This is a genomic window from Sporomusa aerivorans, assembly GCF_041428895.1.
GTDB lineage: Bacteria > Bacillota > Negativicutes > Sporomusales > Sporomusaceae > Sporomusa > Sporomusa aerivorans.
Genome location: NZ_CP156926.1, coordinates 3,217,533 through 3,243,967, shown reverse-complemented (window position 1 = coordinate 3,243,967; position 26,435 = coordinate 3,217,533). Strand labels below are relative to the sequence as shown.

The 26,435-nt window shown below is 46.6% G+C and carries 21 protein-coding genes and 12 tRNA genes; 4 read left to right on the top strand and 29 right to left on the bottom strand.

The genetic code is table 11. The features are described 5' to 3' along the window. The first annotated feature begins 158 nt into the window (after positions 1-158). Entirely contained in the window at positions 159-1,136 is a 978-nt protein-coding gene (locus SATMO3_RS15350; RefSeq protein ID WP_371381640.1) for an alpha/beta fold hydrolase, read from the top strand. Between the two features lie 258 nt (positions 1,137-1,394). Here SATMO3_RS15350 and SATMO3_RS15345 read toward each other — a convergent pair. The 7 genes from SATMO3_RS15345 to SATMO3_RS15315 all read right to left on the bottom strand — a co-directional run bounded on the left by SATMO3_RS15345 (position 1,395) and on the right by SATMO3_RS15315 (position 3,256). Next, positions 1,395-1,483 (bottom strand) — tRNA-Leu (locus tag SATMO3_RS15345). Between the two features lie 128 nt (positions 1,484-1,611). Beyond that, positions 1,612-1,686, bottom strand: a tRNA-Cys gene (locus tag SATMO3_RS15340). 7 nt (positions 1,687-1,693) lie between these two features. Then, positions 1,694-1,768, bottom strand: a tRNA-Gly gene (locus SATMO3_RS15335). Positions 1,769-1,773: 5 nt separating this feature from the next. Then, positions 1,774-1,849 (bottom strand) — tRNA-Phe (locus SATMO3_RS15330). Between the two features lie 106 nt (positions 1,850-1,955). After that, positions 1,956-2,032 (bottom strand) — tRNA-Asp (locus SATMO3_RS15325). Between the two features lie 162 nt (positions 2,033-2,194). Further along, positions 2,195-2,557 carry a response regulator gene (locus SATMO3_RS15320; protein ID WP_371381639.1) on the bottom strand — a complete coding sequence of 121 codons (363 nt, stop codon included), beginning with the start codon at positions 2,555-2,557 and terminating at the stop codon, positions 2,195-2,197. 33 nt (positions 2,558-2,590) lie between these two features. Further along, positions 2,591-3,256 (bottom strand): hypothetical protein, encoded by a 666-nt coding sequence (locus SATMO3_RS15315; protein ID WP_371381638.1) that lies wholly within the window; start codon positions 3,254-3,256, stop codon positions 2,591-2,593. A gap of 143 nt (positions 3,257-3,399) precedes the next feature. On the opposite strand from SATMO3_RS15315, the gene SATMO3_RS15310 reads away from it, so the two are divergent. From SATMO3_RS15310 to SATMO3_RS15300, 3 genes are read left to right on the top strand one after another with little or no spacing between them, the layout of a single operon-like run. Continuing rightward, on the top strand, positions 3,400-4,476 hold the full coding sequence (locus tag SATMO3_RS15310) for an ABC transporter substrate-binding protein (protein ID WP_371381637.1): 1,077 nt from the start codon (positions 3,400-3,402) through the stop codon (positions 4,474-4,476). Between the two features lie 31 nt (positions 4,477-4,507). After that, positions 4,508-5,254: an ABC transporter permease gene (locus SATMO3_RS15305; RefSeq protein WP_371381636.1), complete on the top strand. Its 747-nt coding sequence runs from the start codon at positions 4,508-4,510 to the stop codon at positions 5,252-5,254. Between the two features lie 21 nt (positions 5,255-5,275). Further along, on the top strand, positions 5,276-6,076 hold the full coding sequence (locus SATMO3_RS15300) for an ABC transporter ATP-binding protein (RefSeq protein ID WP_371381635.1): 801 nt from the start codon (positions 5,276-5,278) through the stop codon (positions 6,074-6,076). 133 nt (positions 6,077-6,209) lie between these two features. On the opposite strand, the gene SATMO3_RS15295 is transcribed toward SATMO3_RS15300, so the two are convergent. The 22 genes from SATMO3_RS15295 to SATMO3_RS15190 form a co-directional block, all read right to left on the bottom strand. Beyond that, a complete protein-coding gene (locus SATMO3_RS15295) occupies positions 6,210-7,355 on the bottom strand; it encodes a S1C family serine protease (protein WP_371381634.1) in 1,146 nt (381 codons plus the stop codon). A gap of 178 nt (positions 7,356-7,533) precedes the next feature. After that, positions 7,534-7,609 (bottom strand) — tRNA-Trp (locus SATMO3_RS15290). A gap of 3 nt (positions 7,610-7,612) precedes the next feature. Continuing rightward, positions 7,613-7,687: transfer RNA gene (locus tag SATMO3_RS15285), tRNA-Gly, on the bottom strand. Positions 7,688-7,691: 4 nt separating this feature from the next. Continuing rightward, a tRNA-Asp gene (locus tag SATMO3_RS15280) sits at positions 7,692-7,768 on the bottom strand. A 270-nt stretch (positions 7,769-8,038) separates the two neighbouring features. Beyond that, entirely contained in the window at positions 8,039-8,611 is a 573-nt protein-coding gene (pyrE, locus tag SATMO3_RS15275) for an orotate phosphoribosyltransferase (RefSeq protein WP_371381633.1), read from the bottom strand. Continuing rightward, positions 8,608-9,330 (bottom strand): orotidine-5'-phosphate decarboxylase, encoded by a 723-nt coding sequence (gene pyrF / locus SATMO3_RS15270; RefSeq protein ID WP_371381632.1) that lies wholly within the window; start codon positions 9,328-9,330, stop codon positions 8,608-8,610. Before pyrF ends, pyrE begins: the two co-directional genes overlap by 4 nt. Positions 9,331-9,354: 24 nt before the next feature. Further along, the gene (locus tag SATMO3_RS15265) at positions 9,355-10,260 is read right to left on the bottom strand and encodes a dihydroorotate dehydrogenase (protein ID WP_371381723.1); all 906 of its coding nucleotides are present in this window, start codon (positions 10,258-10,260) and stop codon (positions 9,355-9,357) included. Between the two features lie 14 nt (positions 10,261-10,274). After that, complete coding sequence (locus SATMO3_RS15260; RefSeq protein ID WP_371381631.1) at positions 10,275-11,045, bottom strand: dihydroorotate dehydrogenase electron transfer subunit; 771 nt, start codon at positions 11,043-11,045, stop codon at positions 10,275-10,277. Continuing rightward, a complete protein-coding gene (gene carB, locus SATMO3_RS15255) occupies positions 11,038-14,259 on the bottom strand; it encodes a carbamoyl-phosphate synthase large subunit (protein WP_371381630.1) in 3,222 nt (1,073 codons plus the stop codon). Before carB ends, SATMO3_RS15260 begins: the two co-directional genes overlap by 8 nt. 2 nt (positions 14,260-14,261) lie before the next feature. Further along, entirely contained in the window at positions 14,262-15,338 is a 1,077-nt protein-coding gene (carA, locus tag SATMO3_RS15250; RefSeq protein WP_371381629.1) for a glutamine-hydrolyzing carbamoyl-phosphate synthase small subunit, read from the bottom strand. Continuing rightward, entirely contained in the window at positions 15,335-16,624 is a 1,290-nt protein-coding gene (locus SATMO3_RS15245; protein WP_371381628.1) for a dihydroorotase, read from the bottom strand. The genes carA and SATMO3_RS15245 overlap by 4 nt, the downstream gene beginning before the upstream one ends. After that, a complete protein-coding gene (locus tag SATMO3_RS15240; protein WP_371381722.1) occupies positions 16,608-17,564 on the bottom strand; it encodes an aspartate carbamoyltransferase catalytic subunit in 957 nt (318 codons plus the stop codon). Before SATMO3_RS15240 ends, SATMO3_RS15245 begins: the two co-directional genes overlap by 17 nt. A gap of 341 nt (positions 17,565-17,905) precedes the next feature. Further along, a tRNA-Leu gene (locus tag SATMO3_RS15235) sits at positions 17,906-17,991 on the bottom strand. A gap of 72 nt (positions 17,992-18,063) precedes the next feature. Continuing rightward, positions 18,064-18,149: transfer RNA gene (locus SATMO3_RS15230), tRNA-Leu, on the bottom strand. A 77-nt stretch (positions 18,150-18,226) separates the two neighbouring features. Then, a tRNA-Leu gene (locus tag SATMO3_RS15225) sits at positions 18,227-18,312 on the bottom strand. 73 nt (positions 18,313-18,385) lie between these two features. Continuing rightward, a tRNA-Leu gene (locus SATMO3_RS15220) sits at positions 18,386-18,471 on the bottom strand. An 81-nt stretch (positions 18,472-18,552) separates the two neighbouring features. After that, positions 18,553-20,187 carry a peptide ABC transporter substrate-binding protein gene (locus tag SATMO3_RS15215; protein ID WP_371381627.1) on the bottom strand — a complete coding sequence of 545 codons (1,635 nt, stop codon included), beginning with the start codon at positions 20,185-20,187 and terminating at the stop codon, positions 18,553-18,555. A gap of 34 nt (positions 20,188-20,221) precedes the next feature. Beyond that, a complete protein-coding gene (locus SATMO3_RS15210; protein WP_371381626.1) occupies positions 20,222-20,791 on the bottom strand; it encodes a lytic transglycosylase domain-containing protein in 570 nt (189 codons plus the stop codon). Positions 20,792-20,854: 63 nt separating this feature from the next. After that, positions 20,855-21,466, bottom strand: coding sequence for a dephospho-CoA kinase (coaE, locus tag SATMO3_RS15205; protein ID WP_371381625.1), 612 nt, complete (start codon positions 21,464-21,466; stop codon positions 20,855-20,857). A 14-nt stretch (positions 21,467-21,480) separates the two neighbouring features. Then, entirely contained in the window at positions 21,481-22,305 is an 825-nt protein-coding gene (gene mutM / locus SATMO3_RS15200; protein ID WP_371381624.1) for a bifunctional DNA-formamidopyrimidine glycosylase/DNA-(apurinic or apyrimidinic site) lyase, read from the bottom strand. A gap of 14 nt (positions 22,306-22,319) precedes the next feature. Next, entirely contained in the window at positions 22,320-24,965 is a 2,646-nt protein-coding gene (gene polA, locus SATMO3_RS15195) for a DNA polymerase I (RefSeq protein WP_371381623.1), read from the bottom strand. 217 nt (positions 24,966-25,182) lie between these two features. Next, a complete protein-coding gene (locus tag SATMO3_RS15190) occupies positions 25,183-26,394 on the bottom strand; it encodes a L,D-transpeptidase family protein (protein ID WP_371381622.1) in 1,212 nt (403 codons plus the stop codon). Positions 26,395-26,435 lie beyond the last annotated feature (41 nt).

The window sequence follows — 26,435 nt, the reverse complement described above, 5'->3', positions numbered from 1 at the left end:
AAATCGGTTACTTCCTCCTCTCTCCTAAAAAACTTCCCTAAATGCGACAGACTCGTATTCTGGACGTTTGTCACCGGTTGTGCTACTATCAACGGAGGTGCTGCGCGCCGAAACCTAAGCCGAGTTTCTATAAGTGTAAAATATACCGGGAGAATCTTATGCACAAAGATTATGAAACCAGAACGCTTAAACAAAAAATATGGCTGCAGACAACAGGAGTTTTCCTGGCAATCCTGTTTGTATTATCAATAATCATTAACGCCGCCGGTCTTATAGCCGGCAATGCGTTTTATAAAGAATTTTGCGTGTGGCACACCCGTTTTGACGCCCGCAGATTCAATTCTCTTCAGGAAACCTTGGATGAAGGCATTAAAAATAAAAATTGGCAGAATATAAGTTTTAAGTCCCGCCAGGGATATATCCTGCAGGGCACTTACCTGCCTAACCCTAAGCCGACAAACAACACCGTTGTGTTTGTGCACGGCATAGCCAGCAGCCGGTTAATGGGAGTTTGGTATGCACCGATATACTGGAGCGCCGGCTATAACGTACTTGTCTACGACTCCCGGGCAAGCGGCGCCAGCGGGGGTGAATCGGTAACCTGGGGTATTTATGAAAGATATGATCTTGACCAATGGATCGATTGGGTAGAACAGCATAATCCGGGTGGTATCATCGGCGTCCATGGAGTCTCTATGGGGGCTGCAACGGCATTGATGCATGCTGAAATCAATGAATCAACCCACCGGGTGAAATTTTATGTCGCTGACAGCGCTTATTCAGATTTGACAGAACTGTTCACCCAACAGATTAATAATGCAGTAAACCTGCACTCCACATTTTGGATACGCCTCTTGCTGTGGTACTCCAGTCTGGCAGCTAACTGGCAATCCGGTTTTCGCTTTCAGGATGTTTCCCCTGTCCAATCTGTAAAAACAGCAACAACTCCCACCCTTTTTCTTCACGGGGAAGCTGATGCGTTAGTGCCCCAGGTCATGTGTGAACAACTGTACGCAGCATCCTCTGGTTATAAAAAAATGTATGTCTTCCCTAAGGACGCCCATGCGATGGCAATTTTTAACCATAAACAGGAATACCAGCAGCAAATTATTAATTTTATATCAGCCTTGCCTTAGCGCACGGCTGATGTTTTGGTAATTATATATGATGCCCGTCAATTTTCTCATCTTAGCCGCCATTATTCATTTTGGCGAGCGCCTGCCGCAGCTGGCCGAATTTACTGAAGCTGTCGAAATCGCAGGGACTCAACATTCGTGAGGAAATAGCCCGATAATGTAAAGTCCCGGCAGGAGCCCATGATAAGCTCTCCGGGACTTTTTATATCGTTCTTTAAAAAGATAAAACAGCCTTGCGTCCAGCGCAAAGCTGTTTTATGGTGCCGAGGACCGGAATCGAACCGGTACGGAAATTTCTTTCCGACGGATTTTAAGTCCGTTGCGTCTGCCAGTTCCGCCACCCCGGCAAATATAAAGAAAACACGGCTTGCACCGATCTTGTGGTGAAGCTACCGAGGTTGCTTCTATCCAGGCGAAAGTTATACTTTCCATCAGGATAAACAAAAACCGCGGGAATGTGGACCCATTTTTATTGTGGAGGCGGCACCCAGATTTGAACTGGGGAGTAAAGGTTTTGCAGACCTCTGCCTTACCACTTGGCTATGCCGCCGTCGCTATGGAGCGGAAAACGAGATTCGAACTCGCGACCCTCGCCTTGGCAAGGCGATGCTCTACCGCTGAGCTACTTCCGCTTAAATGGTGCCTCAGGACAGAATCGAACTGTCGACACGAGGATTTTCAGTCCTCTGCTCTACCGACTGAGCTACCGAGGCGTTAAGCAGCGATCCATGTTGCCCTATGCCGCCAGGCGGCACGGAAACATACGTGAGTCGCTTAATTCTGAACGTAGTGAAGAACTTCCACTACCTATAAGTTAGATGGCGACCCTGAACGGATTTGAACCGTCGATCTCCGCCGTGACAGGGCGGCATGTTAGACCGCTACACCACAGGGCCGCTTTAACAAATTGCATAACCTAGTATATATCAGCCTTTAAATAAAGTCAATAGCCTTTATTTTCCGAAATTACATCAGGTATGCCGCAACGAAATTTGTTATATATCAATCCTAAAAGACAGTCAAGAGCCAGTATACTTTAGAAGTGCTGTTATATTATATTACTCTAACAGTACTTTATTGATGGTTTCCTCCACCTGTTCCGGATCAAAAGGCTTAATAATAAAACTGGATGCGCCTGCCTTAATGGCATCAGTAATAACGCTACGTTGCCCAATAGCTGTAACCATGACAATGCGAGCCAGCGGGTCTTCATCATGGATATGCTTTACTGCCTGGATTCCATCCATTACAGGCATGGTAATATCCATGGTAACCAAATCCGGTTTGTGCTGACGGTATAACTGAACCGCCTGTTTTCCATCTCCGGCCTCCGCAACTACCTCATGTCCTTTATCGGTTAGCAGCTTTTTTAACATCATTCGCATAAACGCAGAATCATCGCAAACCAGAATTTTTGACATCTGATTCCCTCCTATATTGCAACTTTAATCAGTTCATTTTTGTAAATTTTGTCCAAGTTTCTCAATTGTTTGATATAAATTCGCCGCTAATCTTGCCTCAAGGTCTGGTAAAGTTCTTGCATCAAAATCAGCTGTCATAATCGGCGTTCGCCGTAGCCTGATTTCGCAAAAAAACTCATCTCGGTATATGTTGTAATTTATCATTAAATTACTTTCTGTGGTGAAGTCGCTATAATCTATTATAGCATAAGATCCGTTTAAAACTTTAACAGGCTTTTGGGGACTAATAAAAAGCTCAAAATCAAGGATACTCGACGGCAGTTTGGCTATATATGGCCATTCGAGCACTTTTTTTTCTCTAAACCGAACACATACAGAGGCCGGATCAAAGTATGCCAGGCATTTAAGCGTGTTTTCCATCCGCTCGGAAAGAACTCTTTCTAACGACGTTAAATCACCTGTAATGTAACTGATATCGCAGAATTCAGTTAAACCAACTACCGTTCTGGCCAAAAAATCTTTGGTCGCTTTATCATACAATATGGTAAAACTTCGCCGCGCTTGCACATTGTTGTATGTAAATATGCGGTATTGCGTACCACAGGTCATTAATTCATTAATTAAAGTAAAACCGAACATTTCATCGGGAAGATTTTTTAAAAATCCCCATTCTGCGACTTGCTCAATTATTTTCTCCATATATATCCCTCTCCTGTCAACATTAAGATTATATTCTGGGCTGTTTTAAAAAAACCTTCTTGGGGAGTAACCAAAAAACAAACTCAGAATAGTATGAAGTAGCTCTTACGGACCTATCTACAATCACAAGGAGGGAAAGTTAAATGGTAAAACGGTTAGGAGGATTAGTGTCAGTTTTACTAATTCTCACCATGTTCATTACCGCCTGCAGCCAAACGCCTGCAACGCAAGTACCCCCGGCAAAAGGACCTGCCTGGGCCCAAGGCCTGACTGCCCTTCCGCACGAAACTGTGGTAAAGGTTGGCATGAAACAGGTTATTTCCGATGCCGGTATTTTAATTGGCATGGCTAAAGGGTACTACCAGGACCTTGGCATCAAAATAGAACCGGTGCAGTTCAACTCAGGTCAGGAAATGATTAACCAATTGGCGGCCAGCCAATTAGATGTTGGCGCTACCGTCACTGCGTCCGGTTTATTAAACGCCATGTCCCGCGACATTCCTGTGAAAATTGTTGCTGACAAAGGCATCAATGTACCCGGACAAGGTTACTACCGTTTAATAATAAGAAAAGATCTCACTGATACTCTTAAAGATTTTTCCGATCTGCGCGGCAAACGAATTGCCGTTGTGGGTACGGCATCACTTGATGAAATCTGTCTTGCCAGAGTATTGGCTAAAGGCGGCCTGACTACAAACGACATTGACATGCAGGTTATTCGAGCTTTTCCCGATATGCTCGTTTCGCTTGCCAACAAAAGCATTGACGCTGCCATGGTTATAGAGCCATTCGTAACGCAGGGCATTGCCAAAGGAATTGCCGATCCATGGAAAGATCCCGCCGAGTATGATCCGGATGCGCAAATAGCGTTGTTAGTATATGGCACAAGTCTGACCACCCGTCCCGATGTGGCCAACCGGTTTATGACAGCCTATGTCCAGTCATTGCGCGACTATAATGATGCTTTTTTCAAAAATAAAAATAAAGCTGAAATCATTGACATCCTGTGCAAATACTCAGTTATCAAGGATCCGGCTTTATATGAAAAAATGTTTCCTACCGGTCTAAATCCGGATGGCTACCTCAGACTGAAGGGTATTGAGGCTGATTTGGCTTGGTATAAGGCTAATAACCTGCTAAAATCAGAGATTGGACTGGAAGAAGCCGTTGATAACAAATATGTAGATTTTGCTGTGAAAGCGTTAGGAAAATATCAATGATGATGTGGCCTATAACAGGAGCTGATTTAAGATGAAAACGGCAATCTCCATTCTTTCGCCGCTAACCCTATTACTATTATGGGAGTTAGCGGCCCGGCTGGGTTTTGTTGACACCCGGCTGCTGTCAAGTCCAACTCTCATTTTGCAAGCCTTTTTCCCCCTGTTATTCTCAGGTGAGCTTATTTACAATACCTGGGTCAGTGTATTAAGAGTAATTTTGGGGTTTCTTGCCGGTGCTATTCCTGGCATTCTGCTGGGAATGAGCATGGGTCTTTCCCCCTTTGTCCGCTCGGCACTTGAGCCGATGATAGCAGCTACATACCCCATACCAAAACTGGCCATTATGCCGCTGATTTTGCTTATCTTCGGACTTGGCGAAACCTCCAAGATATTTACCATAGCGATCGGCGTCTTCTATCTGGTGGTCATCAACACAATGGCCGGCGTACTCAACATTGATAAAATATATTTGGAAGTCGCCAAAAATTTCGGTGCCGGCCGCAGGGATTTTTACCTTACTGTAGCCTTACCGGGCGCATTGCCAATGATTTTCGCCGGACTTAAGCTAGGCATGGGCATGGCTCTGATTCTTATAGTCGCTGCCGAAATGTCAGCAGCTAAAGCCGGGGTTGGCTGGATGATCTGGCGGGCCTATGACATGTTTGCTATTGAGCAAATGTTTGCGGCCTTAATAACCCTGTCGATACTTGGCTATATCTTTTCGCTGCTTTTAGACTGGCTGGAGCATCTGGTGCTGCCCTGGAAGCAGGTTAACTAAGGGACTGAAGGAGGTGCCGTTATGCCTTATGCTAGCGACAGTATCGTCTTACACCAAATTGGCAAAACGTTCACTACCAGTCGTGGCCATATTACCGCTTTGCATAATATTGATCTTTCTATTGGTGATGGCGAATTTTTTTCCATTGTCGGACCCAGTGGCTGCGGAAAAACCACGCTGCTCCGCATTCTTGCAGGCCTGGATACGGCATCTACCGGCACTGTCGATATTAAAATCAATTCCGGTGACCGCCCGGTAAATTCCATGGTCTTTCAGGAACAATCCGTTTTCCCGTGGATGATGGTAATCGATAATGTAGCCTATGGTCTAAAATTACGCGGTATTGCAAAAAAAGAACGCTATGAAATAGCTGAAAAGTATATCCGTATGATCGGCTTAAGTAAGTTTGCCAAAGCTTATCCTCATCAGCTCTCAGGCGGTATGAAGCAAAGGGTAAGTGTTGCGCGCGCATTTGCCAATGACCCGGAAATACTCTTAATGGATGAGCCGTTTGGCGCTTTGGATGAGCAAAACCGGATTATCCTGCAGCAGGAATTGCTTAGAATCTGGGAATTAAGCAAAAAAACAACAGTCTTCATCACCCATAGCATTGATGAGGCCCTGTGCCTGAGCGACCGTATCATGATCATGACGGCGCATCCCGGCACATTAAAATCCATCGTGAATGTGGATCTCCCCCGGCCCCGCGATATTGCCGCTATCCGTACAACCATGCGGTATAACGAATTATTTCAGATTATCTGGCTGACACTCAGGGAAGAAGTGCTAAAGGTGAAACAACTAGAGCTCGACGCTTACTAAAACAAATAAGAAGAACGCCTGTAGGGCGTTCTTCTTATTTGTTGCTGGCAGGGGCAGCAGGACTTTAGCCCAAGTTTTGGAGATAGGAAAAAGCGACCGCTCATGTAAATCAGCCGCCATAATGTTAAACTCACTATTCTCTATAGGATTTTATATATACGACAGCAGATTTTCCAATATCCATAATTGTAATAGGATCGAGAGTTCTGTTTATTTTATTCTGTCTTTCCGCATTGACTCCAACTACATTGAGAACTGGTAAAATATAATCCGATTTAACAGCAAAATTAACATTTTGAGGAACTGTTCCGGCTTTCCTTAAGTAATAAACGCTATTTAATCCAGAACTGGTAATTCCAATTACTCTCCCATCGGATGAGATTAACGGCCCTCCGCTATTTCCTGGTTGAATCGGTATGCTAATTTGAAATACAGTAGGGTCATCTTTCAATCCAGTAAGTCCATTTACTAACCCTTCAGATATTTTATGTCTTGTACCTAAGTCGTTGGATAATGGAAAGCCTATTGTATAAACCTTTTCTCCTTCTTTAATAGTACTTGTGGTCCCAAGGGTAAGGGGAATAACACGTTTTTCAAGACCTTCTACTGAAAGCACAGCAATATCATTAGCTTCATCTTTTCCTATTACTTTTGCCATAATTGTGTAATCATTCTGGAAAGTAACCTCAATCTTCTTTGCGTTTGCAACTACATGATAATTTGTAACTACAACTGCCGGAGTAATAAAGAACCCTGTTCCGGTTGATGTACCACCGATAACGCCACCACCGGTTGGATTAATATTATCTATTCTAATGAAAGAAACCAAACCAAGATACGGCACATTAGCCTGCATTACATTAGGCTGAGTAGTTGTAAGGTTAACCGCTTCCAATGATTGTTGCGCCCAAATATTATTTGCTTGAACAACATATGCTCCAGTATAGATACCAGGTATAGCGGTCTTATTTAGAACAATCTTGGCTTCGCCAATCTTTCCAAAAGACTTTTGCCCATTAACTATAATTCCAACATAAGTCCATTCCTTGTATACTTCTGATGGAGTTTTGACAATTGCTACTTCTCCATAATACCCATTGACGGTAAATGACCAGACACCTTCAACTGAATCAAGTGTTCTATTCCTTAGATATTTGTTTATTACATCTTCTTTGGTCGCCTCGGGAACTACCCTTTTCAATGCAAAACAAGGTGTAATGGTAAGGAGTACAACAAGTACAGTGAAAATTAAAATCTTCAAATAGCAGAATTGCTTCATAAAAATTCGGCCCCCAATAATATAATTATAATTCAGAATAGTTTTATCGTTTTATTATATATTGAGTTAATTGTCGTAATTTGTAAATTCCCACAAAACATCCTAAATAGTATCAAATGTTCCAAGCTGAAAATGAAAAATAGAGAACCTCTCAACACGAGAAATTCTCTACATTTGCTGGCAGGGGCAGTAGGACTTGAACCCACAACCAATGGTTTTGGAGACCACTACTCTACCAATTGAGCTATACCCCTAAATGGAGCGGAAAACGAGATTCGAACTCGCGACCCTCGCCTTGGCAAGGCGATGCTCTACCGCTGAGCTACTTCCGCTTAATGGCGACCCCGAACGGATTTGAACCGTCGATCTCCGCCGTGACAGGGCGGCATGTTAGACCGCTACACCACGGGGCCGTGTCAGCTCTTTCTCCCTGACGGAATATAATAATACCATGCTTTTAAGATAATATCAATAGCTGCCAGGTGCATTTTCAGAAAAATATTTATGTATAGCTCACGTTTTATCGTTATTGTAACTGTTTACTTACTCGTATGGAAACAAACAGCTCATAAGAGATCCAAATTTAGCTTCAGGTAGGGTTTTAACCCAATCTGAAGCTAAGTGGTCGGATCAACAGGAATGGAAGTAAGGTTGCACAATGTCTGCACAGCCTTACTATAAGCTTACAACTTGCGGCTGCCACGTTTTGTTATGGCAATCCCGTCTTTACAAAGCGGACACTCTTCGGCTTTGTGGGCGGGTACAGTCAGGTGCAGCAATGCCTGAGCCGGAATGCCAAAATCGGCTTTACCGCCGCTGCGGTCAACCAGTATGCCCACAGCGACAGGAATACCGCCTTGTTCACGGACAACATCGATAACTTCCATGACGGAACCGCCGGTAGTAACAATATCTTCAACAATCAGAACACGTTGTCCTTTTTCTATGACAAAACCGCGGCGAAGTGTCATCCGTCCATTCTCACGTTCGGTGAAGATAGCACGAGTGCCGAGATGTTTCCCCACCTCATGGGCCAGGATAATACCGCCGGTCACCGGGCCTACAACCAGCTCGATATTGTCGTTTGTAAAGCGTTCGGCCAGAGCCGCACATAATTTTTCGGTATGTTTAGGATACTGCAGTACCTGGAACTTTTCGACATACAGCGGACTATGCAGACCGGAAGTAAGCAGGAAATGTCCTTCCAGTATTGCGCCTGTTTCAACAAACAGTTGTCTGACTTCTGCCTCGTTCATTCAGCATTCCTCATTTCTTCCAAAATTGCCAGCGCAGCGGCGCGTGGGTCTTTAGCCGCCGTGATAGGCCGGCCTACCACCAGATAATGCGCGCCGGCTTTTAGCGCATCCGCCGGCGTAGCCACCCGGCTTTGATCATTTAGTGCAGCTCCCCGGGGGCGAACGCCCGGAGTAACAATAGCAAACTCACGGCCGCATGCTTCGCGAATGAGCTTTGCTTCCTGCGGCGAGGCTACAACTCCATCCAGACCTGCTTCTTTTGCCATTTGGGCTAAATGAACAACTTGATCCGGAATACTGGCGGCATTTCTCAGGGTCGCCCATTCATTCTCGTCCATACTTGTCAACACAGTGACGGCTATAAGCCTAGGTCGCGGCAGATTATATTTTCTGGCTGTTTCCGCCACTGTTTCAGCCGCAGCCCGCATCATAGCCGTTCCGCCGGATGCCTGCACATTAATCATAGCAGCCCCCAGTCTTGTGAGCGAAGCGGCTCCCTGGGCTACAGTATTGGGAATGTCATGCATTTTTAGATCCAGAAAAACATCTTTGCCTTGCTGGCGCAAATAGTCCAGGCATTCCATTCCCACACCATAAAATAGCTGCATCCCCACTTTATAGTAGCTTACAGCGTCACCTAATTCCTCTACTAACTGCCTGACCTCAGCCATAGTGGCTACGTCCAGGGCTACAATCAATCGATTTCGAACTTCTTCCATTAAGACATCCTCCATGATAACACGTTAGCCCAAGTTAACTTTACCGACTAATTCGCTTACCTGTTTTAATCCGCGCGCGGCAAGGTATTCCTGAATGCCCGCCGCTACTTCAACGGCGGCATACGGATTTACAAAATTGGCAGTACCTACCGCCACTGCACTGGCACCTGCCAGTAGAAATTCGACGGCATCTTCCGCCGTCATAATGCCCCCCATGCCAATAACCGGCACTTTTACAGCTTTAGCTACCTGCCATACCATGCGCACAGCCACCGGCTTTACCGCCGGACCGGAAAAGCCGCCAACAATGTTGCCGAGCACCGGCTTCCAACTGCGAACATCGATCGCCATCCCGAGCAGGGTGTTAATCAGTGAAATGGCATCAGCACCCGCGTCCTCTACGGCTCTGGCCATCAGTGCAACATCGCCGACATTCGGGGAAAGTTTAACAATGACGGGCAAACCGGTATTTCTCTTTACTGACCGTACAACTTGGGCAGCACTGTCCGGACAGGTGCCAAAGGCAATACCGCCTTGTTTTACATTGGGACAGGATATATTAACTTCCAGACCGGCTACGCCGGCATTGTCAAGCCTTGCTGCTAATTCTCCGTACTCTTCGACGGTATTGCCCGAAATGTTTACAATGACCGGTACGTCGTATTTTGCCAGTTTAGGCATTATATCCTCAATTAACGTCTCAACACCGGGATTTTCCAGGCCAATCGAATTCAGCATGCCTGCCGGTGTTTCCGCTATGCGGCAGCCGCTGTTGCCAGCTCTGGGAGCTAGGGTTGTGCCTTTTACAACAACTGCCCCTACTTGATTTAGATCAACAAAATCACTATATTCCAGGCCAAAACCGAATGTGCCCGATGCCGTCATAACCGGCGTCTTCATTTTAATTCCGGCTATATTAACTGATAACATTGAATGTACCAGACTCACCAGGCCACCTCCCCGGCCCAAAATACCGGGCCGTCCGTACACACTTTATGACGTTTGCCGCCGGTACTGTCTGCACAGGTGCAGGATAAACAGGCCCCTACACCACAGGCCATAAATTCTTCCAGCGAAACCTGGCAGGGGACGTTATGACGGGCGGAGATTTCGGCAACGCCCTTTAGCATGGCATGGGGTCCACAGGCATAAATCATGTCAAAATTTTCAGCAGACAAAAGTTCCGGCAATAGGTCAACAGTAAAGCCGCGATGACCCACACTGCCGTCGTCAGTCGTAATATGTATGTTAGGACACGCGCCTGCGAAAATTTCCGTCCAGAATAATTCCTGCTCGTTGCGACCTCCCATCAGCAGAGTAGCCGGCTGAGAACAAAAAGTCCTGGCCAGCATAATGAGCGGCGCCAACCCCATACCGCCCCCTACCAGGAGGGGGCGTTTGCCGTTCAAGGTAAAACCTTGGCCCAGCGGCCCCATGCAATCTAACCAGTCTCCCGGTTTAAGGCGGGTCATAATGGCAGTCCCGCGACCAACAACACGATAAATCAGGGTTAATGTTCCCTTGGCGGCATTACAGTCGGCAATACTGAAAGGACGCCTGAGAAGCGGATCAAAGGTATCATGTAAACGAATATGAACAAACTGTCCGGGATTTGTCATAATGGCAATCTCCGGAACGGACAATATCAGTTCCAATACATCATTCGCTATTTTGTTGTGTTCCAGTACCTGAGCTTTTACACAGGTTTTATTCACGGATTCTTTCGCCTCCGCCCACGTAATCCTGTAAGGCCAGCACGTAGAGGAACTTGCTTTGCCGCATGATACTAAGCACATCCAGCACCGCGCTGGCCGTATCCATGGAAGTCAGGCATAACAGTGAATGTTCTACTGCAGCTCTTCTGATCTTGAAGCCATCGCTGTCAAAATCACGGCCTTTCGTCAGCGTATTGATAACCATGTTGATTTTTCCAGCCTTAATCATCTCGATTATTTCCGGCTGCTGTTCATGAAGTTTAGGCACTTCACCAACTTTTAGCCCCAGTGACCGGAGATATTTTGCCGTACCGCTGGTGGCAATCAGTTCATAACCCATTTTGGTAAATTCTGTAGCAATTTCGCCGGCTTCCTGTTTGTCTTTATCAGCTACCGTTACCAATACAGTACCCTCTTGCGGTACATTCATACCGGCGCCGACAATACCTTTGAACAGAGCTCTGGAGTAATGGTAGTCAATGCCCATAACCTCACCGGTTGATTTCATTTCCGGTCCAAGCGAAATGTCTACCTGCTGCATTTTGGCAAACGAGAATACCGGCACTTTGACGGCGATATACTCTCTGGCAGGCATAAGCCCCGGTGTATAGCCCATATTCTTCAGAGTATCGCCAATAGCAATGCGGGTAGCCACATCTACCATCGGCACATCGGTAATCTTGCTTAAAAACGGAATTGTCCGGCTGGAACGCGGGTTAACCTCAAGTACATAGACTTCCTCATCAACAATGACATACTGAATATTAATCAGGCCTTTAACCTTAAGCCCTTTTGCCAGGCGGCCGGTATAATCCACAATGGTGTCAATGACTTTCCGTGACAGCGTCTGCGGCGGATACACGGCAATACTGTCGCCGGAATGTACGCCGGCCCGTTCAATATGCTCCATAATGCCCGGGATGATAAAGTCCTCGCCGTCGGCGATGGCGTCCACTTCCACCTCCGTGCCTTGCATATAGCGGTCGACCAGTACCGGATGCTCCGGTGAGGCTTTTACAGCCCGTATCATGTAATCCTTTAATTCGTCTTCATTATATACAATCTCCATAGCCCGGCCGCCAAGCACATATGACGGTCTGACAACCACCGGGTAGCCAATGCGAGCGGCTGCAGCCGGAGCCAGGGCAGCATCGGTGATCGTTTCGCCTTGTGGCCGGGGAATGTTCAGCTGTCCCAGCAGTTCTTCAAATTTTTCCCGGTCTTCCGCCCGGTCAATACCTTCCACACTCGTGCCAAAAACTTTCACTCCGGCTCTTTCCAGCGGTCCGGCCAGGTTAATGGCTGTCTGGCCGCCAAATTGAACAATAACTCCCTCAGGTTTTTCTTTATCGATAATATTAAGTACATCTTCCGGGGTTAGCGGTTCAAAGTACAGGCGGTCGGAAGTATCAAAGTCGGTGGATACCGTTTCCGGGTTATTATTGACAATGACAGACTCAATTCCCATTTCTCTGAGGGCCCAGACAGAATGTACCGAACAATAATCGAACTCAATTCCCTGCCCGATCCGGATAGGACCTGATCCCAGCACCATAACTTTGCGTTTATTGGTGGTCACAACTTCGTCTTCCTGCGCATACGTCGAGTAGTAATACGGCGTAACTGCCTCGAATTCCGCCGCACAGGTGTCTACCATTTTATAACTGGGAACGATGTTGGCCTGCTTTCGCATTTCTCTAATCTGATACACCGTTTTGCCGGTAAGTTCGGCAATGGTTTTATCGGCAAACCCCATCTTCTTGGCGGCCAGCAATATTTCGGCAGATAATTCCTTGCTGATTTGCCGTTCCATTGCCACTATATTTTCAATCTTATCCAGGAAGAATTTATCAATTGCCGTTATTTTGTGTATTTCGGCAACTGTCACTCCCCTGCGCAGGGCTTCGGCAATAACAAAAGACCGTTCATCATTAGCCAGTTTGAGCTTCGCTTTAACCTCAGCATCATTTAGTTTCGCCAATTCCGGGATATACAGGCGGTTAAGACCAATTTCCAGCGAGCGTACCGCCTTGAGCAGCGCGCCTTCAAAGTTACGGTCAATCGACATAACCTCGCCAGTGGCTTTCATTTGTGTGCCAAGAATCCGGTCGGCAAAACTAAATTTATCAAATGGCCAGCGAGGAAACTTAACTACAACATAGTCAAGCGCCGGTTCAAAGCAAGCCTTGGTTTTTCCGGTCACAGCATTGGTGATTTCATCCAAAGTATAGCCAATAGCAATTTTAGTAGCCACTTTGGCAATGGGGTAGCCGGTAGCTTTGGAAGCCAAGGCGCTGGAACGGCTTACCCGCGGATTTACTTCGATAACGATATATTTACTGCTTTTGGGATCAAGCGCGTACTGGACATTACATCCACCCTCGATACCTAGAGCGCGGATGATTTTCAGCGATGCACTCCTGAGCATCTGGTACTCATAATCAGTCAGCGTCTGAGAAGGAGCAACTACAATACTATCGCCGGTATGAATGCCTACCGGGTCGAAGTTTTCCATATTACACACTGTGATGCAGTTGTCGGCGGCATCACGGATAACTTCATACTCAATTTCTTTCCAGCCGGCTACGCTGCGCTCAATAAGCGCCTGCCCGATCAAACTGTATTTCAGACCACGGTTTACCGTGTCGATAAGTTCTTCATCATTATGGGCAATACCGCCGCCGGTGCCGCCCAAAGTGTAAGCAGGGCGCACAATCAGCGGATAACCAATCTCTTGCGCAAAGCTAAGAGCACTGTCAATGTCTTCCACAATCGCACTTTCCGGAATAGGCTGACCCAGCTCTTCCATTGTGGCTTTGAACAATTCCCTGTCTTCCGCTTTTTTGATAGCTTCCAGCGGTGTGCCTAACAACTCTACCTGATATTTTTCCAATACGCCGTTTTCGGCGAGTTTAACCGCCAGATTAAGACCGGCCTGTCCGCCCAGGGTTGCCAGCAATCCGTCAGGACGCTCCTTGGCAATGATTTCCTCAAGATATTCCGGTGTCAACGGTTCAATATATACCCAGTCCGCAATATGCGTATCTGTCATAATGGTGGCTGGGTTGCTGTTGACCAGCACCACCTCAAAGCCTTCTTCTTTCAGCGCCTGGCAGGCTTGCGTGCCTGCATAGTCGAACTCGGCAGCCTGGCCAATCACTATCGGGCCTGAACCGATTACCATAACTTTGCGCAGTTTCTGTCTTTTCGGCACCGTTAGTTCCCCCTTGCCTTATTCGTTTCTTTATTGAGCAACTTCATAAATTCTTCAAACAAGTATGTGCTGTCATCCGGTCCGGGTGCTGCTTCCGGGTGATATTGCACCGAGAATACAGGCAGAGTTTTATGCCGCATACCTTCCACGGTCTCATCATTTACTGCGCGATGGGTTATCGTGACATCAAGGTTTGCCAGTGACTTTTCATCAATGGCGTAGCCATGATTCTGGGAAGTGATATAGACTCTGCCTGTTGCCAGATCTTTTACCGGGTGATTGGAACCGCGATGACCAAATTTGAGCTTGTAAGTATCGCCGCCTAACGCCAAGCCTAACAGCTGATGACCAAGACAAATGCCAAATACCGGCTTTTTGCCGATAAGTTCCCGCACTGTATCAACAGGGGCATCTTTAGGATCTCCCGGTCCGTTGGACAGGAATATCCCGTCAGGGTTAAGCGCCAGCACTTCGTTTGCCGGCGTGCCGGCCGGCAGCACGGTAATATCGCAGCCTGCTTTGGCCATTGAGTTCAGGATGTTGCGTTTAATGCCGAAATCCATAACCGCGATATGCGGGCCCTCCCCCGGTATCCTGTAGATTTCTTTTGTGGTTACTTCTTCGACTACATCGGTACAAAGCGACTCGGCAAATAAGCTGGCGATCTCGCTCTCAGTAGCGTCCCCCGGCACGATAACCCCTTTCATGGTGCCATGTGAACGTATCCGCCTGGTGATAGCCCGGGTATCGACGCCATAGATGCAAGGGATATTTCTGGATTTAAGGTAAGAAACCAAAGAGTCTTCTGCCTGCCAGCTGCTAGGCTGCCCACAGAGCTCACTAATTACAAAGCCGCGAACAAACGATTGTCTGGCTTGTTCGAATAGTTCAGCCACACCGTAATTACCGATAAGCGGATAAGTCATTGTTACGATTTGTCCGCAATAGGACGGATCTGTTAATACTTCTTGATAGCCGGTCATGCCGGTGTTGAATACTACTTCCCCAACTGCTTTAGTACCGGAAGCAAGCATCCCTTGGAAAACGCTGCCGTCTTCCAATATCAGTTTGCCAATCATTTAAGCACCTCGCCATTTTGCATAATTATACTGCCGTTCACTATAGTAATTAGCGATTTACCCTTAAAATTCCTGCCTTCATATGGAGAATGTTTTCCGCGAGTATAAAAATTTATGCAATTAACTACCCATTTGTATTCAGTGTCAAAAATGGTAATATCTGCTGGAGCTCCCACTTTCAGCTCGCCGCTGTTCAATCCAAGAATTTTTGCCGGCGCATATGACATTTTATCGATTACTTCCATAAGCGTAAGCCGGCCGGTATGATAGAGGCCTGTCAGGACCACGGCAAGCGCGGTTTCCAAGCCGGCAAAACCACTGGGAGCATACCGGAACTCCACGTCTTTTTCTTCAAAGGCGTGGGGTGCATGATCGGTTGCGATCGCATCAAGCGTACCGTCTTTGAGTCCGGCTATAAGCGCTTCCACATGGTCTGACGACCGTAGCGGCGGATTTACCTTAAATGCCGTATTAAAACTTTTGAGTTCTTCATCAGTCAGTGTCAGATGATGTGGTGTAGCCTCCGCTGTTACTTTTACACCCCGCTGTTTGGCCTGGCGGATTATCTCCACCGCGCCTTTGCTGCTTACATGGGCAATATGAATTGGCGAATTGGTGTATTCGGCCAACATAATATCCCTGGCTACTGCAATGTCTTCGGCTACCGCCGGACGGCCTTTAAGCCCAAGCATAGCGGATACGGCGCCTTCATGCATATATCCTTCACAGGCCAGCTCCTCATCTTCCGAATGGGTGATAACCGGACAGTCAAACATTCCCGTATATTCCAAGCCGGTCTTTAAAAGGCGCGTACTGTCGAGGTGACCGCCGTCGTCGGATATGGCAACTGCACCGGCGGCAATCATGTCGCCGATCTCAGCGAGTTCTTTCCCTTCCAGCCCTTTGCTCAAAGCACCGATCACTTTTAGGTTGACAACACCTTCGGTTTGTCCGCGTTGCAGTAGACCGGATACCAGGATAGAGTTGTCAACAGCAGGTTTGGTATTAGGCATGCAGGCCACGGTTGTAAAGCCGCCTGCCGCCGCGGCGCGCGTGCCGGACGCTATATCTTCCTTGGCTTCCAGGCCTGGTTCCCGTAAATGAACATGCATATCAACGAGACCGGGGGCCACGATTAAACCGGCGGCATCAATTACTTGCGCACCATCAGCGGCTAAGTTTTGGCCAATGGCGGCAATTTTACCGTTCTCCACAAGAATATCACCTGTTATATCCAATTGATCCGCCGGGTTTATAATACGTCCACCTTTAATTAGCAGCTTCAATCTGAGTCCCTCCCATCAGTACCAAGAATAACAGCGCCATTCTGACCGCCAGTCCGTTCTTAACCTGTTCCTGTATAGCCGACTGCTTGCTATAAGCCACATCAGGAGCAATCTCAAGTCCCCGGTTCATGGGGCCCGGGTGCATCAAAAGCGCATCCGGTTTTGCCAGTGCCAGCCGCTTGGCATTAACTCCAAAAATCCGGGCATACTCCCGTGCTGACGGGAACAGGCCCTTTTGCTGCCGCTCGCGCTGAATGCGCAGCACATTGACAACATCTGCCTGGTCTAAGGCATCCTCAATCCGGTTATGTACTTTTATACCGACTTGTTCAATATTTCGCGGCAAAAGTGTCTGCGGGCCGGCGACATGGACCTCGGCCCCCATTTTTAGCAGTCCCCAGATATTCGAACGGGCTACCCGGCTGTGTAAAATATCGCCGACAATAGCCACCTTTAGCCCATCAAGCTTACCTTTATATTGTCTTATTGTAAACATGTCTAAAAGTCCCTGGGTGGGATGTTCATGAGCTCCGTCACCGGCATTGATAATTACCGGCTTAACGGCATTGGCGGCAAAATTCGCTGAACCTTCGGCTTCATGCCTCATTACAATAATATCAACGCCCATGGCTTCCACTGTAAGCAGGGTGTCGCGCAGACTCTCTCCCTTGGCCACACTGCTTGAGCTTGTCGAAATGTTAACAACATCGGCGCCAAGATATTTGCCGGCCAGTTCAAATGACGTTCGCGTCCGCGTACTGTTTTCGAAGAACAAATTAATAATAGATTTGCCGCGTAAGGTTGGCGCTTTTTTAATGTCACGGTCAATAATGTTTTTCATTTCTTTGGCTGTGTCGAGAATCAAATTCATTTCAGCGGCGGACATAGTCTCAAGACCAAGGATATCCTTGTTTCTGAGCGATACTTGAGCTTTACTCATCATACACTCTCCCTTCGAATATAAGCAAAAACAAACTCCCTGCCAGAAAGAGCAAGGAGTTATTAAAGCACACCAATTTGTCAGCGGCTTGGCAACATCCTTGCCGACCTCTCTGGGTCAACTTAAAGGATAGTATTTGTTGTTATCAGGCATAATAAAAGCCTTCTTACCGTGAAAGCACGCAAGAAGGCGTAAATAATCCCTTACCGTCCCCTTGCCAGCCTCACAGGACTAGCTTAAAGGCCATATTGTATTAGTAAGATGATAACAGAATTCGCCAAGGATTGTCAAGAGAAAAATAATTAAGCCTTTGAGAATATCTCAAAGGCTTTTATTGCTTGTGGTGCGGTTGGTGAGACTTGAACTCACACGCCTTGTGAGCGCCACCCCCTCAAGATGGTGCGTCTGCCGATTCCGCCACAACCGCATATTCGATTTTTGACGCTACACTTGCGAGTCGCGCTCAAGGCCGAAAGTCATATATCGAACATCAATAAAGTGGTGCGGTCGAGTGGATTTGAACCACCACGAGGTTGCCCCCACTAGCTCCTGAGGCTAGCGCGTCTGCCGTTCCGCCACGACCGCATATTATGTCATTAACCAATAGAAATTATACGCTAAAAAATTAACTTCGTCAAGGAAATACTATTGAGAATTATCCATGGTGCGGTTGGTGAGATTTGAACTCACACGCCTTGTGAGCGCCACCCCCTCAAGATGGTGCGTCTGCCAGTTCCGCCACAACCGCATATTCGATTTTCGACGCTCGACTTGCGACTCTCACTCGAAGGTCGAAAGTCGTAAAGCGAACGTCAATAAGGTGGTGCGGTCGAGTGGATTTGAACCACCACGAGGTTGCCCCCACTAGCTCCTGAGGCTAGCGCGTCTGCCGTTCCGCCACGACCGCGTTAATATACATCTGTTGTGCTTACGCAACATAATGTATATTATCATAACATCAAACAATCGTCAAGCTAAATTTTATGCATTATTTACTGGCAGCAAATCCCCATTGCCAAACATTCCATAAATTACCTGCCGGTGTGGGATTTGGCTGATAATTGGCGATTGATACTTTAACAGCGTCAATATTTCCCCGAAAGTATAGCGGCACAACCGGACAATCTTCCCGGATCAAATCCTGAATTCGAAAATAAATATCTTTGCGGGCGCCGGCATCAACAGTTTTAACGCCGAGGTCAGCCAGCTTGTCAACCTCCGGGTTGCGCCATCCCGGGTAATTCTGTCCGTCAAATGCATTTGCCGGACCAGGAATTTTCCGGGAGTGCCATAGATTTCTATTATCAGGATCGACACCGGCAACCCAGGCATATATCGCTGTTTCAAACCGTCTGCTTTTCAAAACCTCACTAAAAAACAAATTTCCCTCAACAGGTTGCACCTCAACTATGATACCAGCTTCTTTTAGTTGTTCGGCAATTTTTTGCGCTGTCTGTTCGCGTTGCTTATTGCCGGTAGGAACAGTAAGCGAGAAGGCCAGTCGCTTATTATCTTTCATCATTATTCCGTCCGGACCTGGTGTCCAGCCGGCCTGCGCCAGCAGTTCACGCGCCATATTGATATCCCGTGCCGGCGCTTGCTGCATAGGATTATAAGCCCAGGACAACGGCGACTGATCGCCATAAGCAGGACTGGCAACCCCTTTTAATACATTAGCCACGATAGCTTGACGATCGATTGCATTTGCAATAGCTTTGCGCACACGCACATCCTGGAATAAGGCATTATCAAGATTAAAGTCCATATGTTCCCAGACCATGGTTGGCGAAATTACTGTCCGTATGCCATCAATGGCCTTAACCTGTTCCAGAAAAGTAAAAGCAATATTGCTGATAATATCTACTTCGCCTGTTTTAAGTTGGGTAATTAGCAAGCCGACGTCAGGAATTATTTTATAGACAACACTGTTCAAAACCGGCCTGCCCCGATAATAATTGGTATTGGCCTCAAGAACAATAGCCTCCGCTACCTGCCATTCCTTAAATTTAAACGGGCCTGTGCCCACAGGGGCCCGGTTAAAGGGAGCCTTATTTACATCAGGCACATTCTCAAGTTTATGCCTGGGTAAAATGGTGGTAAATAAAGTAAGGTAAGGTGCATAATACTCTTTAAATTTAACAACAACGGTGTATGGGTCCGGTGTTTCGACTGCACTGATCCGGTCATACCCCTCCCGCGAGACGATATTTGCTTTGCGGTTCATAATAAGCTGCCAGGTAAACTTGACATCCTCAGCCGTAAAGGGGGTACCATCATGCCAGGTTATTCCCTGGCGTAAGCGATAGGTTACTTTGAGCCCGTCAGGAGTAACCCCGCCGTTGGCAACTGTCGGTACATCAGCTGCTAAATCAGGCAGCCATTCTCCTTTTTCCCCGGTAATTACCAAGCCGCTAAAAATCATTCTGCCGACTTCGGCGGTTGCCAGCAGATCCGACAACAGTGGATTAAGTGTATTGGGCTCTTGAAAACTGCCATATTTCAACTGTCCGCCCTGCTGGATAGCAACTTTCTTTTTTTCCTGCGGCGCAGTGTCATCTTTTGAACTGCAGCCAGCCGCCAAAGCAGTCAGAAGCACCAAACATAATATTAATAACTTGCGCATTTACAGTAAATTCTCCTCAATACCCTTTACGTATTTATCTTCCGTATAATTCCTGATAACGTTTCTTATTGTGCAGTACTTTTTCAACATACTCCTTAGTTTCGTTAAAAGGAATTTGTTCAATATCCTTAAAATCTTTGGACCAGCCGAACCGCTGCATCCATTGTTTTACATTTCCCCTGCCGCCGTTATACGCAGCAAGATACAGGACCTCATTACCGGCAAACTCTTTTTTTAATGAGGCTAAATACCAGATTCCGAACCGGATGTTTATATCCGGATCAGTAAGTTCTGCAGTCGAAAATTCTTTATGGTTTGTCTGGTCGGCAATCCATCGTCCCGTCTCAGGCATAATCTGCATTAATCCCATTGCTCCCTTGGGGGATCGGGCTTCATTTATAAACTTGCTTTCCGCTCTAATGACGCCGGCGACTAAAAATGGGTCAAGATCACGCTCTAATGCATAGGTATATATCGCTTCCTGATACAAAAACGGATATACATACTTTTTTTGGAACCAATCACTGTTAAATACAGTATAAATCCCAGCAGCAGACAACAAAAGACCGATGATCAGGACTTTCAACCAAGTCCAGATACGCAATTATATCACTCCGTTATAAAAATCACTGTATAAAACTATGTTTCTTTAGTATAAAAAATACCGCTATTTAACGGCAGGAGTTATAGCGCCCATCTGCTGCCATGCCCGAGCCACCTGTTCCTGCGTCTTCTCTTTCGTTTCACTGTTATTGATGACTATATCGGCATATTTTAATTTTTCCTCTAATGAGAGCTGGGCATTTATCCGTGATATAGCTTCTTCACAACTGAGCTTATCACGGTCTATAAGTCTGGCTAACTGGGTTTTCTTATCAACAAATACAACCCACACAGCATCCACTTTGACATGCCATCCCACTTCAATTAATAAAGGCGCATCCAAAACAGCCCTTTCATAGCCGTTTTGTCTGGCATGATCAATAGCCGCCATTGCTTCCGCTTCGATACGAGGGTGTGTAATACATCCTAATAAGGCTCTGGCCTGACTGTCAGTAAAAATAATCTGCCCCAGGCATTTGCGGTTTATTTGGCCGTTAGGTTCAAGAATTTCCGCACCAAAGTTATCAATAATCTCCTGCCAGGCCGGTCTCCCGGGAAGAGTAACTTCCCGGGAAAGTTTGTCGGCATCAACAATATAAGCCCCTAACTCGCGGAGCATAGTGCTTACAGTACTTTTTCCACTGGCAATTCCGCCTGTTAAACCAATCACAATCATCTAGGTTCCTCCGGCTACTTTTGGCAATTAGGACAATAGTGAGTGCCGCGACCGGCTACTTCTTTACGGGCGATGATGGCGCCACACCGCTGGCAGGGCTGATTAGTACGTCCATACACCTGCAGGTGATGCTGGTGGCTGCCGCTTTGGCCCCTGCCATCGCGGTAATCGCGAAAAGTTGTTCCTCCGTGAGCAATTCCATCAGCAATCACCTGATTTACTGCCTGATAAAGATATTTTACCTCAGTAGCATTCAGGGTACTCGCCCTGCGCTCCGGGTCAATACCGGCAATAGCCAGCGCTTCATCCACATATATGTTGCCAAGACCGCCAATTAATTTTTGATTAAGAAGTATCGACTTAATAGTAGCCTGCCGCTTGCCCAGCATGTCGCCGAAGTATTCCAGGGTAAATTCTTCAGACAGAGGTTCCGGCCCCATTGAAGCCAGACCGGCAATACGCCACAGTTCACTTTGCGGCATTAAGTACAACGTACCCAGGGTGCGAGTATCGGCGTACAGCAAAGCATCACCATTATCAAGCCGAAAAACAATATGGGTAAACTTATCATAGGCAGTTCCTGGAGTTACATAATACAAGCGCCCGGTCATGCGCAGGTGAACAATAAGTACATACTGATTATCCAGATAGAAAAGCAAATATTTACCGCGTCGTCCTAATTTCGCAATCTTCCTGTCTGTAAGCATTGCCTGAAATTCGGCAGCAGTTGGCCATTTTATGAGGCGCGCTAAGTTTATATCGACGCGAGTGATCGTTCGTTCTTCCACCTTATCGGTCAGATTTCGGCGGATTGTTTCCACTTCAGGCATTTCCGGCATGTGAATTCTCCCCTTTATTTGGCCTGTGCCCAGTTGCGGCCGGTCTTTACCTCGGCTAACAACGGCACGTCCAACTGAACGGCTTGTTCCATAGCCTGGTTAACAAGTAACGCAACATGATTAAGTTCTTCTGCAGTTACCTCAAGCACCAGTTCGTCATGAACCTGCAGCAACAGTCTGCTGCGCAGCCCTTCGGCAATCAGGGCGTCATAGACTTTGTTCATGGCAATCTTGATAATATCGGCAGCTGCACCCTGAATCGGAGTATTCATGGCCGTTCGTTCGGCAAATGAGCGTTGGTTGAAGTTGCTGCTGTTGATATCAGGCAGGTGACGCCGCCTCCCAAACAGGGTGGTTACATATCCGTCGCGATGCGCACCGGCAACCACTTCGTCAATATATCGCTTTACGCCTTGATATTTTGCAAAATAACTGTCAATGTAGTAGCCCGCTTCTTTGCGGCTAACACCTATATCCCGCGCCAAGCCATAGTCACTGATACCATAGACAATACCAAAATTAACCGCTTTGGCTCTGGCCCGCATTTCTGCTGTGACATCTTTCATAGCAACGCCAAAAACTTCGGCAGCCGTCCGGGTGTGGATATCCTGATTATGCCGGAAGGCCTCCAGCAGGCTGGCATCTCCTGCCATATGAGCCAGCACCCGTAATTCAATTTGCGAGTAGTCGGCAGACATAATATATTGATACCCTTCTCCCGGTACAAATAACTCCCGGATTTTTCGGCCTATATCTGAACGGATAGGAATATTTTGCAGATTAGGTTCCGAACTGCTAAGTCTGCCGGTTGCTGTAACCATTTGGTTAAACGTAGTGTGAATTCGGCCTGATTCGGGATGAATAATACCTTCGAGACCGTCAAGATAAGTAGACTTAAGTTTAGTTAGCAGCCTGTATTCAAGCAATTTGTCTATCAACGGATGCTGGCCGGCCAGTTTTTCCAACACCTCTGCGTCAGTAGAATAACCTGTTTTTGTTTTTTTAATAATAGGAAGTTTCATTTTTTCAAATAAAATGACTCCTAGCTGCTTAGTCGAGTTTATATTAAATTCTTCACCGGCCAGACTGTAAATTTCCCTCACTAACTGATCAACTTTACCGGCAATATCAACTGCCATCTCTTTTAAGTAATTTCTGTCAACCTTAATACCGTTAACTTCCATTGCCGACAAAACTTTGACCAGCGGCATTTCAATCTGTGTATACAATTCATTCAGGCCGCTATTTGCTAATTCCGCAATAATTGCCTGCTGCAGTTGGCCGGTAAGCGAACTGGCCCAGCAGGCGTATTCCGGCTTGGCAGTGAGGTTTTTATCGCCGGCAGGCAACAAAATAGCTTGTCCCAGATATTTCTCAGACAAAGCTTCCAGCGGATATGCAGTTGCCGTTGGATCGAGCAAATAAGCGGCAATCAGGATATCCATTACTTTTGTTCCAATTATTGTTCCTTTAATTCTGCAGGCATTATACAGCTTCTTGGAGTCATAGGTTACTAACGCAATACTATTGTCAGCCAATAAATCAAACAAGCTGCCCCAACCTTCAGCCTCTGCCGGAACATAAACTGTTGTTTCAGCACAGGTGACAGCCATCCCTGATAAGCCTGCTAACGGCGAATGCCCTGCCGATAAGGGATAGCAGCTTACGGAACCTACTCGTTTGGCTTCGGCGTGAATAGCCGCAATTTCGTCGTCAGTTTCGACTACAGCCGGCGGCTTTAACTGTAAGGCAGACGGTGGTGCCGCTTCCTGCGAACCTGATGTATAGTCTCCGGGAAACAGGCTATCCACTTTGGCCAATAAAGTTTTGAATTCGAATTTGGCAAATAGCTCTTTGACAGCCGGTTTCACAGGGTGAATACCGAAAGCTTCCGGCGAAAACTCAATAGCCATGTCACGCACTATGGTTGCCAGCTTTTTGGATAGAACCGCCTGTTCACTATATTGGCGGAGATTCTCCTGTAGTTTTTTACCGGAAACATCGTCAATATGGTCCAGGACATTTTCCAGAGAGCCGAATTGGGCCAGCAGCTTACCAGCTGTTTTTTCACCAACTCCCGGTACACCGGGAATATTATCAGAAGAATCTCCCATCAAGCCTTTTAAGTCGACAACCTGCTCAGGCGCCAAGCCATACTTTTCCTTTAAGGCGGCTGTGTCAATCGTCTCAACTTCCGAGATGCCTTTCCTTGTTAGCAATACTTTAGTATTTGCGCTAATTAACTGCAACGCATCTCGATCGCCGGTTACAATAAAAACTTCATAACCTTGACTTGACGCTTTTTCCGCCAGGGTCCCAATAATATCATCGGCTTCATAACCCTGTTCCTCAATGGTATTTATGCCCAAAGCCTGCAATAATTCACGGATTAAAGGAAACTGTTCAGATAATTCTCCCGGTGTGGCCTGACGCTGTGCTTTGTATAGCTGGTATGTTTCTGTCCGAAACGTTACCCGGCCTTTGTCAAAAGCCACTGCTAAATAGTCAGGCTTATAATCTGCAAGCAATTTTACCAGCATGGTCGTAAAGCCGTATACAGCATTCGTATACAGCCCGCCGGCGGTTCGTAACATAGGCAGCGCATGAAAGGCACGATGTACCAGACTGCTGCCGTCAATAATAATAAATTTTTGGGGCACAAGCCCACCACCTAACATTCCATTATTGTCCAATCTATTTGTATTTGCTATAAAACCTAAAATCCCTGCTCCTATTTTCTTAAATCCTGGCCCAGCTTATGTAATAGTATAACAAAAAAAGATTGCTTCCGTGCATTCGCTAGGACCGGACGCAAAATGGCTGCGCCTGACACAATGAATGCATCTATAGCAATCTTACCCTTGCTTTGTCTTTAAATCAAGTTGTAAGTTCCAGAGTCTTGCCCTCGTCATTCCAATATACATACACGTCAAAATATTGATTTATATCGGTGATTTTAACATAGGGAGTTGCGCCAATCATGCTGACAGGCACTTTTATACTTTTTCCCTTATCATCCATTGTTAAGCTTTGCGTACTTTCGTCCCAGTTTATTTGCCGGCCAAGTGCATCAGCCAGTGATCGAGCCGATACGGCTGGCATTCCCTGGAGTTTATTAACCTCAAGATACACCGGCTTCTCATTTAAAAAGGCAGCAACTGCGCCGAAGGCCAGCAGATTCTCACCGGCTTTCCAGTTTTGTTCAACCTGAAACAGCATACCTGCATTTGCCCGCGCCACATATACCACACCGTTGCTATCAATACCCGGAACAATGGTTTTGCCGTACAGAACAGACTTTGTTTTTTCATCCCAGGCAATTTTTTGTTTAAAGGCCTGAGCGACCGGCAATATTGGCACATATTGCACATCACCGACAGTCAGCCCGCTTTCACCTAATAAAACGCCATTAACAGTAATTCCAAACTGACTGGCAATGACAACCCGGCGGTCCCCAGGTTCATCAAGCAACTTTTTCAGCAAATCATTGCTAACCAATGCGTTTAACCGGTAAGCATTAAGCCGGCTCTTTATATCTGCAATTGTTATAGTGCCCGATCCATATATATCCGGATATACCGACAATAATATTTGCCCTTTCGCATCTTTCCGCACGTTTACCCGATCGTAGGTGACTTTCACCGGTGTACCGACATTTACCATATCAAACAGCTCTTCTACGTCTTCTTCATACATGCGGATACACCCGTTTGAGACTGCCAACCTGATTGACCAGGGAGCGTTTGTCCCATGAATGCCGTAAGTGTTCCAAAAACCTATCCACCTGTAACCGAGCGGATTATCCGGCCCTGACGGGACAGCGATCCCCTGTCGGTCCGGCGGATACCAGACAGGGTTTATTTCCTTGCAATCTACTGCAAAACTGCCGAGTGGTGTCGGCGTTGCCAGCTTGCCAATGGCTATTGGATATTCCTTTACCAAGCGGTCACCCGAAAATAATTCGATTGTCCTACTGGGCAAATTAACAGTTATATTCACCGCCGGCACAACGGCTTTTACCTGCCCCACCCCAAAAAATATCACAAAAAAGATAAGTAAGAAAATGGTTCTACTAACCCGGAGTAACACTAGCATCCCTTCTTCACACAGTTTTCTGTAGCAATAACATG

Coding starts and splice junctions, on each gene's coding strand:
- SATMO3_RS15350 (WP_371381640.1), top strand. CDS start 159: ATGCACAAAGATTATGAAACCAGAACGCTTAAACAAAAAATATGGCTG.
- SATMO3_RS15320 (WP_371381639.1), bottom strand. CDS start 2,557: ATGTCAAAAATTCTGGTTTGCGATGATTCTGCGTTTATGCGAATGATG.
- SATMO3_RS15315 (WP_371381638.1), bottom strand. CDS start 3,256: ATGGAGAAAATAATTGAGCAAGTCGCAGAATGGGGATTTTTAAAAAAT.
- SATMO3_RS15310 (WP_371381637.1), top strand. CDS start 3,400: ATGGTAAAACGGTTAGGAGGATTAGTGTCAGTTTTACTAATTCTCACC.
- SATMO3_RS15305 (WP_371381636.1), top strand. CDS start 4,508: ATGAAAACGGCAATCTCCATTCTTTCGCCGCTAACCCTATTACTATTA.
- SATMO3_RS15300 (WP_371381635.1), top strand. CDS start 5,276: ATGCCTTATGCTAGCGACAGTATCGTCTTACACCAAATTGGCAAAACG.
- SATMO3_RS15295 (WP_371381634.1), bottom strand. CDS start 7,355: ATGAAGCAATTCTGCTATTTGAAGATTTTAATTTTCACTGTACTTGTT.
- pyrE (WP_371381633.1), bottom strand. CDS start 8,611: ATGAACGAGGCAGAAGTCAGACAACTGTTTGTTGAAACAGGCGCAATA.
- pyrF (WP_371381632.1), bottom strand. CDS start 9,330: ATGGAAGAAGTTCGAAATCGATTGATTGTAGCCCTGGACGTAGCCACT.
- SATMO3_RS15265 (WP_371381723.1), bottom strand. CDS start 10,260: ATGTTATCAGTTAATATAGCCGGAATTAAAATGAAGACGCCGGTTATG.
- carA (WP_371381629.1), bottom strand. CDS start 15,338: ATGATTGGCAAACTGATATTGGAAGACGGCAGCGTTTTCCAAGGGATG.
- SATMO3_RS15240 (WP_371381722.1), bottom strand. CDS start 17,564: ATGAGTAAAGCTCAAGTATCGCTCAGAAACAAGGATATCCTTGGTCTT.
- SATMO3_RS15215 (WP_371381627.1), bottom strand. CDS start 20,187: ATGCGCAAGTTATTAATATTATGTTTGGTGCTTCTGACTGCTTTGGCG.
- coaE (WP_371381625.1), bottom strand. CDS start 21,466: ATGATTGTGATTGGTTTAACAGGCGGAATTGCCAGTGGAAAAAGTACT.
- mutM (WP_371381624.1), bottom strand. CDS start 22,305: ATGCCGGAAATGCCTGAAGTGGAAACAATCCGCCGAAATCTGACCGAT.